Annotated in this window: 5 protein-coding genes and 1 pseudogene; 3 read left to right on the forward strand and 3 right to left on the reverse strand. The window is 37.7% G+C overall.

Annotation, left to right across the window (positions count from 1 at the left end; genetic code table 11):
* Positions 1-180 precede the first annotated feature (180 nt).
* Complete coding sequence (locus GQR46_RS17390) at positions 181-402, reverse strand: penicillin-binding protein (protein ID WP_165729518.1); 222 nt, start codon at positions 400-402, stop codon at positions 181-183.
* A gap of 15 nt (positions 403-417) precedes the next feature.
* Positions 418-1,188: an undecaprenyl-diphosphate phosphatase gene (locus GQR46_RS17395; protein ID WP_165741734.1), complete on the reverse strand. Its 771-nt coding sequence runs from the start codon at positions 1,186-1,188 to the stop codon at positions 418-420.
* 235 nt (positions 1,189-1,423) lie between these two features.
* Here GQR46_RS17395 and GQR46_RS17400 point away from each other — a divergent pair, with 235 nt between their 5' ends.
* Genes GQR46_RS17400 through GQR46_RS17410 form a run of 3 tightly spaced genes read left to right on the forward strand, consistent with a single transcriptional unit; the run spans position 1,424 to position 3,545 of the window.
* Positions 1,424-1,711 (forward strand): hypothetical protein, encoded by a 288-nt coding sequence (locus GQR46_RS17400; protein WP_024591874.1) that lies wholly within the window; start codon positions 1,424-1,426, stop codon positions 1,709-1,711.
* Positions 1,708-3,303 carry a PepSY-associated TM helix domain-containing protein gene (locus GQR46_RS17405; RefSeq protein WP_206009658.1) on the forward strand — a complete coding sequence of 532 codons (1,596 nt, stop codon included), beginning with the start codon at positions 1,708-1,710 and terminating at the stop codon, positions 3,301-3,303. The genes GQR46_RS17400 and GQR46_RS17405 overlap by 4 nt, the downstream gene beginning before the upstream one ends.
* Positions 3,300-3,545 carry a hypothetical protein gene (locus GQR46_RS17410; protein ID WP_007581829.1) on the forward strand — a complete coding sequence of 82 codons (246 nt, stop codon included), beginning with the start codon at positions 3,300-3,302 and terminating at the stop codon, positions 3,543-3,545. Before GQR46_RS17405 ends, GQR46_RS17410 begins: the two co-directional genes overlap by 4 nt.
* 9 nt (positions 3,546-3,554) lie before the next feature.
* Here GQR46_RS17410 and GQR46_RS20710 read toward each other — a convergent pair.
* Positions 3,555-3,689: pseudogene (locus GQR46_RS20710) on the reverse strand (DUF6363 domain-containing protein); the annotation flags it as partial.
* Between the last annotated feature and the right edge of the window lie 41 nt (positions 3,690-3,730).

Raw genomic sequence — 3,730 nt, forward strand, 5'->3', positions numbered from 1 at the left:
ATAATACATAGGCCAATTAGGGCATTGGTATTAGTTTAAAATCCAGTTTAGCAGTTTTAATTACTAATAACTAAAATTGATACGTATTAAATTTTATAACCTTATGTTTTTATGAACTAAGTTAGTGGTTTATTAATAGTAGTATATACCGCCGAGCATGTAATACTCAGCGGTATACTTTTAATACGTTGAATTTGGGGTATATTGCGGGTTGATATCGCCGCCCACTTCTTCTGGATCTACATCGTTAATAAGCAATGTTTCGCGTACAGCTTCTATGTGATCAAGCACTGTTTGGTAGCGTTCGCCATATTCGTACTTTGTAACTTCAATAGCTTTAGGCATATACGTAAAGGCTATTTTAAGTGCGTGGAGTGCTTCTTCGTTTATTTTTTCGCTCATGATTTTCCTCGAATTTTAAATGTAAGCTAGGGTTAATAAAATAACACCAAATACAATACGATAAATACCAAAACTTACAAAAGTGAAGTTTTCTAAAAATCGAATAAACAGTTTAATAGTAAAATAGGCAACAACAAAAGAGGTAATAAAACCCATAGCAAGGGCAGTTAGGTCATCTAAGCTAAACAGTTGGTAATGTTTAAGTAAGTCGTACCCTGAGGCTGCTGCAAGTACAGGTAAACCAAGTAAAAATGAAAATTCAGCGCTGGCTTTTCGGTTTAAACCACACAACATGGCACCAACAATAGAACTTCCAGCACGACTAGTCCCTGGAACTAACGCAAATACTTGTGCTACGCCAATCCAAAGAGCTTGTTTATAAGTAACTTGGGTTACATCGGTAGTTGTGCAGTGAGTCTCTTTATAACTGCGCTCCAATAGTAAAAAAATCACACCGCCTACAATAAACATAACACCTACTACTGGTACGCTAAATAGTGTTTTTATTACATCGCTAAATATAAAGCCAATAATGCCCAAGGGAATAAATGCAATGGCAACTTTCACCCATAAATTGAAATGTTTAGGGCTGAACTTGTCTTTATAGTTGGCTAGTACTGCTAAAATGGCGGCAAGCTGGATAATTACTTCGAAGGCGAGGTTAGCATCTGTTGATTCAATGCCTAACCACTTTGACGCTAAAATTAAGTGCCCAGTTGATGATATGGGTAAAAATTCTGTTATACCTTCAATAATACCTAAAATAATCGCGTTAATTATATCCACGGTTTACTGCTTCCTGAAAATTAAAAAGCCCGAACTCGGCTTAACTGAAATGACGCATTACTGCGTACCTAAATTGCGAGGCGTAGCATAAAAGCTCTTAAGGCAAACCAACAGTGTTTTTAGACTTAATTTGTTTAATAAATTGCATTAAGCATTAAATGCACAATATAATAGCAATTGTTATCATTTGCATGTGCTGTTTTGTATATGTTTGGGCAAATTTACTGAGCGAATAATGAATAATAAAAAAACGTTTACAGCTACACGGCGAAGGCACCTAATTGCGTGTGTATTAGCGCTAGTTACAGCGGTAATAATGATTCCGGGTATGACAACCTATTTACCGTTTCAAATGAATGAACAAATATTACTGCCTATTTTACTCTTTCCTATTATTTGGACTGCGTTGTTTATTTATGCGTATTTGGCGCAAAAAGTATGGCAACCTTTTGTAGTAATGATTGCATTGTGTGTATTACATGGTTTATTGAGTTTTTGGGCGTTAACGCAGGGGCAGGGATGAAGTCGATTACTTTAAAAAAGCTATTTTTATTACATAGCTGGGTAGGAATTATTACTGCGGTACTGCTATTTATTGTTGCATTTAGTGGGGCGTTAGCAGTTCTGTCGCGACCTGAGTTAAAAATATGGGCTAATCCAGAACTACAATCTAGCCAATACGTTGCCAGCGCGCAAATTAACCGACTAGTAAACGAATACCATAAAAAAGTACCTAGTGAATTTGGCGAAAACATTCATGTGTTTTTACCAAGTGGGCATAACTTTCATTTGTTAACGTTGGTATTTGAATCTCACCATGGCGATGAAAATTACGACCAAGAGGTGGCCAGAGTATTTCAATTTCATCCCGATACGTTGACGCTGGAAAATACTTACTATGGGCCTAGTAAAGAGTTTTACGCCAATAAAAAAACGGATGCGCCAACTTATATAGGTGAGTTTCATGCAGATTTGCATTTAGGGCGACCAATAGGGTTAATACTCACTGGATTTTTAGGTTTAACGCTTTTAGTAAGTGCAGTGACAGGCTTGTTTATTCATCGCAAATTGATAAAAGAGCTCTTTACGTTTAGGCGAGATAAAGGGTTAGATATTGCAGTGAGCGATGCTCATAAGGTTATAGGTATTTGGGGCAGCGTTTTTAACATTGTGATTGGTTTTACAGGATCATTTTTAGGGCTCGCGACCATTATTTTACTACCAGCCGCTGCGTTTGTGAGCTTTGGTGGCGATCAAGATAAGTTAATAGAAACGTTTACCGCCATTCCTGAGCCTGTAGTTAGTCACATTAAGCAACCTACAAAAATAGACACTATTTTAGAGCATGCTCATAGTCGTTACCCTAAAGCAATAATTAGAGATGTAACCATAATGGCGCATAACGATGCGAACGCGCAGGTATATTTGCGTTTGTTAGGTGGCGAGGCTGTTGCTTCTCAGTTACTGCATTATCAGGGTAATGGTGAGTTTGTGCAGTCGATGAGTAGTTTTGGTGATATTTCAGGTGTTTCGATAAAAGTAATTGAGTTGATGTTTCCGCTGCACTTTGGGAACTTTGCAGGAGTGTTTGTAAAATTACTTTGGGTATTGCTTGGCTTAAGTACTGCGCTTTTACCTATTTCGGGCATGATGATGTGGCTAACAAAGCGCACACGTGGCAGTAGCCCTTCACTGAGTATGCAGGCATATGCACACTGGAATCGTTTTATTATTGGCAGTTGTGGCGGTTTGGTATTAGCAAGCTTTGTGCTATTTCCTGTGCAAGTTGTACTTAATTATAGCGTTGTTGGTGTGGCGCAAAATAGCTTTTTTGGACCCGTGTTCTTTTATACGTGGTTGGCATGGTTACTCTTAAGTGTATTACCCATTGGTTATAAAAACTACTTTAAGCTGACTCTTTTATTATGCGGCGCTTCGCTTGCTTTGGTGCTGCCACTTAATATTTTACTTGGCGTTAGCAATGTTATTAACCTTAATAGCTCGCTTGTCGCGGTAGTAGATATAAGCTTTATGGTGGTGGGTATCGTGTGTATGTTTGTTGCCTTAAAAATAAAAAACACACAAAAATTACAAATTGAGGTACAACCCGCATGAACGAGCTACTAATTACAATTGCGATGGTAAGTTTATTATTAATGATGCTCAACCTACGAAAAAACACACTTACATTAGCGACTAAAACATTTTTAAGTGCACTGCTATTTGGTTTAGCGCTGATATGTTTTATGAGTGTTTACGGTATTTTAGGCGGTGCAATATGCACCGTTGTAGGAGCTATGTTAGCTGGTTTACTAACCGCAGTTATTGCGGGTAAAGCACCGCAATTATTAGGTTAAATAATGCAGTTATTTAGCTAAAAAGGTCTTAGCAGTATCAACTCCCATGTTGTAACCACTATTAAGTATTTCAAACTTTTTAGTGGTACGCCCAACTTCAAAATTAGCCGGTGGTGCAATGATATTGATTTTGCAGTCACTAGGGCGTGTTGATCTTTGTGGATTGAAATTTGTTCAATCTAGGG

It is taken from the genome of Pseudoalteromonas sp. Z1A6 (assembly GCF_011378745.1).
GTDB classification, from domain to species: Bacteria; Pseudomonadota; Gammaproteobacteria; order Enterobacterales; family Alteromonadaceae; genus Pseudoalteromonas; species Pseudoalteromonas arctica.